Origin of the sequence: Clavibacter lycopersici (genome assembly GCF_003576405.1) — a bacterium.
In the GTDB taxonomy this organism is placed as follows: domain Bacteria; phylum Actinomycetota; class Actinomycetes; order Actinomycetales; family Microbacteriaceae; genus Clavibacter; species Clavibacter lycopersici.
The window spans coordinates 1-3,743 of the sequence record NZ_QWGT01000255.1 but is presented as its reverse complement, the minus strand read 5'-3'; the positions used below and the strand labels follow the sequence as shown (position 1 = coordinate 3,743).

8 protein-coding genes are annotated in these 3,743 nt (G+C 75.2%); 3 read left to right on the top strand and 5 right to left on the bottom strand.

All coding sequences use genetic code 11. From position 1 onward, the window contains the following. Window positions 1-61 precede the first annotated feature (61 nt). Window positions 62-601 (bottom strand): DUF2087 domain-containing protein, encoded by a 540-nt coding sequence (locus DZG00_RS13360; RefSeq protein WP_233549146.1) that lies wholly within the window; start codon window positions 599-601, stop codon window positions 62-64. 109 nt (window positions 602-710) lie between these two features. On the opposite strand from DZG00_RS13360, the gene DZG00_RS13355 reads away from it, so the two are divergent. The 3 genes from DZG00_RS13355 (at window position 711) to DZG00_RS13350 (ending at window position 1,566) form a co-directional block, all read left to right on the top strand. Then, entirely contained in the window at window positions 711-884 is a 174-nt protein-coding gene (locus DZG00_RS13355; RefSeq protein ID WP_119382806.1) for an antitoxin, read from the top strand. 142 nt (window positions 885-1,026) lie between these two features. Beyond that, complete coding sequence (locus DZG00_RS17165) at window positions 1,027-1,167, top strand: hypothetical protein (RefSeq protein WP_199688980.1); 141 nt, start codon at window positions 1,027-1,029, stop codon at window positions 1,165-1,167. Between the two features lie 153 nt (window positions 1,168-1,320). Continuing rightward, window positions 1,321-1,566: a hypothetical protein gene (locus DZG00_RS13350; protein ID WP_119382807.1), complete on the top strand. Its 246-nt coding sequence runs from the start codon at window positions 1,321-1,323 to the stop codon at window positions 1,564-1,566. Window positions 1,567-1,640: 74 nt separating this feature from the next. Here DZG00_RS13350 and DZG00_RS13345 read toward each other — a convergent pair whose 3' ends face one another. The 4 genes from DZG00_RS13345 to rfaE2 all read right to left on the bottom strand — a co-directional run. Beyond that, on the bottom strand, window positions 1,641-1,832 hold the full coding sequence (locus DZG00_RS13345) for a DUF2795 domain-containing protein (RefSeq protein WP_119382808.1): 192 nt from the start codon (window positions 1,830-1,832) through the stop codon (window positions 1,641-1,643). 21 nt (window positions 1,833-1,853) lie between these two features. Further along, window positions 1,854-2,660 carry a glycosyltransferase family 2 protein gene (locus DZG00_RS13340; RefSeq protein ID WP_233549147.1) on the bottom strand — a complete coding sequence of 269 codons (807 nt, stop codon included), beginning with the start codon at window positions 2,658-2,660 and terminating at the stop codon, window positions 1,854-1,856. An 18-nt stretch (window positions 2,661-2,678) separates the two neighbouring features. Then, window positions 2,679-2,819, bottom strand: a complete 141-nt coding sequence (locus tag DZG00_RS17365) for a hypothetical protein (RefSeq protein WP_233549148.1) — start codon at window positions 2,817-2,819, stop codon at window positions 2,679-2,681. Then, window positions 2,816-3,743 (bottom strand): D-glycero-beta-D-manno-heptose 1-phosphate adenylyltransferase (gene rfaE2 / locus DZG00_RS13335; protein ID WP_233550139.1); only part of this gene is annotated, 928 nt, incomplete at its 5' end. The genes DZG00_RS17365 and rfaE2, both read right to left, overlap by 4 nt.

The window sequence follows — 3,743 nt, the reverse complement described above, 5'->3', positions numbered from 1 at the left end:
CCTCGGCCGCGGCGGCCGCCCGCGGCACGCTCGGCGACGACGTGTCGGCGGTGTGCGTGCGCTACGCGGGCGGCGCCTGAGGCTCGTCCGGCACGGGCGTCGCCTCCGCCCGCGCGTACTCGGATCCCGAGCGCGTGCGGAGCAGGAGCCCCGCATCCACGAGGTGGCGGCGGAGCAGCGCGTGGTCGTCGGTGACCCGTACGAGCCGCTCGGTGAGGGCCTTCTCGTCGAGCACCTCGTCGGGATCCAGCACCTGGGCGACGACGTGCCGCAGCAGGTCGTCGAGGTCGGCGGGACCGGCGGGCCACTGGACGATGCGGTCGTCGCGGAGGAAGCGCTCGACGCCCTGCGCGGGCGGGGTCGCGGGCCGCTGGGCGAGGATCGCGCGGAAGGCGGCGTCGGGTGCGGTCGCGGTGCCGTCGGGGTCGACCACCACGAGGTCGGAGCCGACGAGCGAGGCCTGCGCCTTCCTCCTGCGCGCCGGGGAGAGGTGCGCGAGCGCGTCGTCGAGCGAGGATCCGAGCACGACGCGCGCGTACGCGGCCCGCATCTCCGCGTCGGCGAGCACGGCGGCGATGCGGCGCGGGTCGATGTGGTCCATGGATCCAGCCTCCCGCATCCTCGATGACCCGGTCGCGCGCGGCGGATCGGAGCAGGGTGGAGACGCACCCCGCAGCAGCGGGGCGCGACGCGGACGACAGGAGGCGCACATGGCGGATCTCGCAGACAAGGCCAAGGGACTCATCGACAGCGACAAGGGCGAGCAGGTGACGGACGGAGCCATCGACAAGGGCCAGGACGCCGCCAGCAGCGCGACCGGCGGCAAGTCCGACGGCGCCGCGGAGAAGGCCGGCGACGTCGTTGACCAGAAGCTCGGCCAGTAGTCCCGCATCTCGAACGGACGGCCCCGACTCCCCTCATGGGGGTCGGGGCCGTTCCTCGTCCGGGGGCGTCCCCGCCGCGTGCCGCGCCCCCGTCCGCCGCGGTGCCTGGCGGGGCCGCGCGCGCCGCCGGTACGGTCGGGAGATGACCGCCCTCCGCATCCTCGGCCGCATCCTCACGCGGATCCTCCACGTGCTCGGCAAGGTGCGGCTCGGCGGCAGCGGCCAGAACCCCGCGAACGGCGACCCGATGGGGTTCGAGAAGCCGCAGCAGTACCGGCCCTAGCGTCGCCGGCACGACCCAGCACGTCCGACGCCTCCTCCCGAAGCCGCTCGGCGACCATCTGTGTACGGTGGACACCGTCCGCCGAGCTGGCGTCGGGGGTCGCCCCTAGCGTCGTCCGGGCGGGGGAGGTCCTCCTGCGGGGACGGGGGATCCATGGCACGCACCGACGCACGGCTCGAGGTGGTGGCGCTGAGCCCCACGGAGTGGCGGGTGTGCGACGCGCGCATCGGCGCCGCCGACGCCACCCGCATCATCGCGTACGCGCAGCGGCGGGGCGGCCGGGTCGAGCTCATGCGGATGCGGCCGGTGCCGGGCCTCTGCGACTGGTTCGGCAGCCTCGACGACGCGCTCGCCGCCGTCGCGGCCGAGCTGCCGCGGGAGCGCGCGCTCATCGCGTGACGCGTCGCCCACGGCACACGGCCCCGGCCCTCGCGAGGAGGATCGGGGCCGTGCGGGTGTCGCGAGGAGCCGGATCAGCTCGCGTCGGAGACCGCGGAGTTGATCGCGGTGGGAGCGTCGTACTCCTTGTCGGCGATGCCGCGGAGCGCGTCGAGGGTGTCGGAGTCGGCGCCCGACTCCTCCGCCTTCTTCACGATCGCGTCCTTCGAGGCCGGGTAGTCGAGGCCGCTGAGGTGCTTCTGGAGCTCGATGGGGTTGATGGCCATGGGGTGTCCTCTCGTCGGTGATCAGGAGCGGTCGGCGCGAGGGATCGCGTCGCCCACGGATCGAGTCGACTCCTCGCGGGGCGCGTCGCCTAGGTGCTCTTCCTGGGGATCCGGCGACTCCGACGCGAAGACCACGTCGAACGCGTCGACCTCGCGAACGGGGATCGTGGTCGGCGCCTCGAGGTGCACGGCGCCGCTCGGGACGATGCCCGCGCCGCCGAAGCGCTCCATCACGCGCCACTGCGCGGCGACGTCCTCGCCGGAGTGCTCGGCGGGGAGCCGGTCCCAGAAGTCGAAGCCGCCGGTCTCCACCAGCGCGCGGCGCCGGTAGAGCACGCAGCCGCCGATCCAGGCGATCCGGTAGGCGAGCCAGGTGTCGACCTCGAGGTCGAGGTCGGCGGCGATGTGCGCGAGGTTGGCGGCGTTGTGCAGGGGCCAGCGGTCGAAGCCCGGGGTGCCGCGGCGGATCCGCTCGGGTCGCACCGCGTCGCCCCACGGCGCGAAGGCGGCGGCCTCGTGGTCCCGCCGGTCGTCGAGGTAGCTGAGGCCCTGGACGGCGGCGCCGACGAAGCCGATGTCGAGCGTCTCGAGCGCCTCGTGCATCCGCCGCAGCATGCCGGGCTCGAGCCAGACGTCGTCGTCGAGGAACAGCACGGCGTCGGCGGTGGCGCGGGCGAGGAGCGACGCCCGGTGCTCGGCGATCCCGCGGCGCGGCAGGTGCGCGACCACCTCGACCTCGCGGCCCTGCGCCCGCAGCACGCGCGCCATGCCCTGCACGCTGGGCTCGGACCCGGCGCGGGAGCCCTCGGACTGGTCGCTGACGATCACGCGGAACGGCGGGTCGTCCTACCCGGCGAGGCCCGAGAGGGTCACGGCGAGCTCGGCGGTGCGGCCCGCGGTCGGCACGAGCACGTCGATGGCGGGCGCGTCGGGCGCGCGACCGGCGCCCCACTCGCCGGACCAGCGGCGGCTGCGGCGGCCGGTCACCGGGGAGCTCCCGGTGCGGGCTCCGGATCCGTCTCGGGTGCGGAAGCGGGTGCGGGGGCGTCCGGATCGGAGGCGGGCGCCGAGGTGGCCGTGCCCGCCGGCCGCGTGAAGCCGGCGTCGGGTGCCGAGGCGCGGATCCGGTCGACCATCGAGCTCGTGGACTGCGACGGCACGTAGCCGAGGATCGACACCTCGCCGCCGTACGCGCGCACCACGTCGGTCTCGTCGAGCATCTCGGGCGTGTAGTCGCCGCCCTTCGCGTAGACGTCGGGCTGCACCGCCTCGAGCAGCGGGATGGGGGTGTCGGTGTCGAACACGGTGATCACGTCGACGCACGACAGCTCGGCGAGCACACCCGCGCGGTCCTCTGCGGTGTTCACCGGCCGGTCGGATCCCTTGAGCCGGCGCACCGAGTCGTCGCTGTTGAGCGCCACCACGAGCACGTCGCCCAGCCGCTTCGCCTGCCGCAGGTAGGTCGTGTGGCCGCGGTGCAGCACGTCGAAGCAGCCGTTCGTGAACACGATGCGACGCCCGGCGGCGCGCTCGCCCGCGACGAGGTCCACGAGCTCGGCCTCGGAGACGGTGCGCGAGCGGGTCTCGCCGAGGTGGTCGGCGAGGGTCGCCGCGGAGCACACGGACGTGCCGGGCAGCCGCACGACCACGTCGGCCGCGGCCTGCGCGAAGTCGGCGCTCACGGCGAGCGGGAGGCCGACGGCGCGCGCCAGCGTGAGGGCCGCGACGAACGTGTCGCCCGCGCCGGACGCCTGCTTCTCGGGCACCGGGTGGGCGCGCGTCCGGTACGGATCGCCCGCGCCGAGCACGACGGTGCCGTCGCGGTCGAGCGTGACGACGGCGGTCGCGGATCCGGCGGCGGCCAGGATCCGGTCGCCGAGGCCCGCGACCACGGCGGCCCGGTCCTCGTCG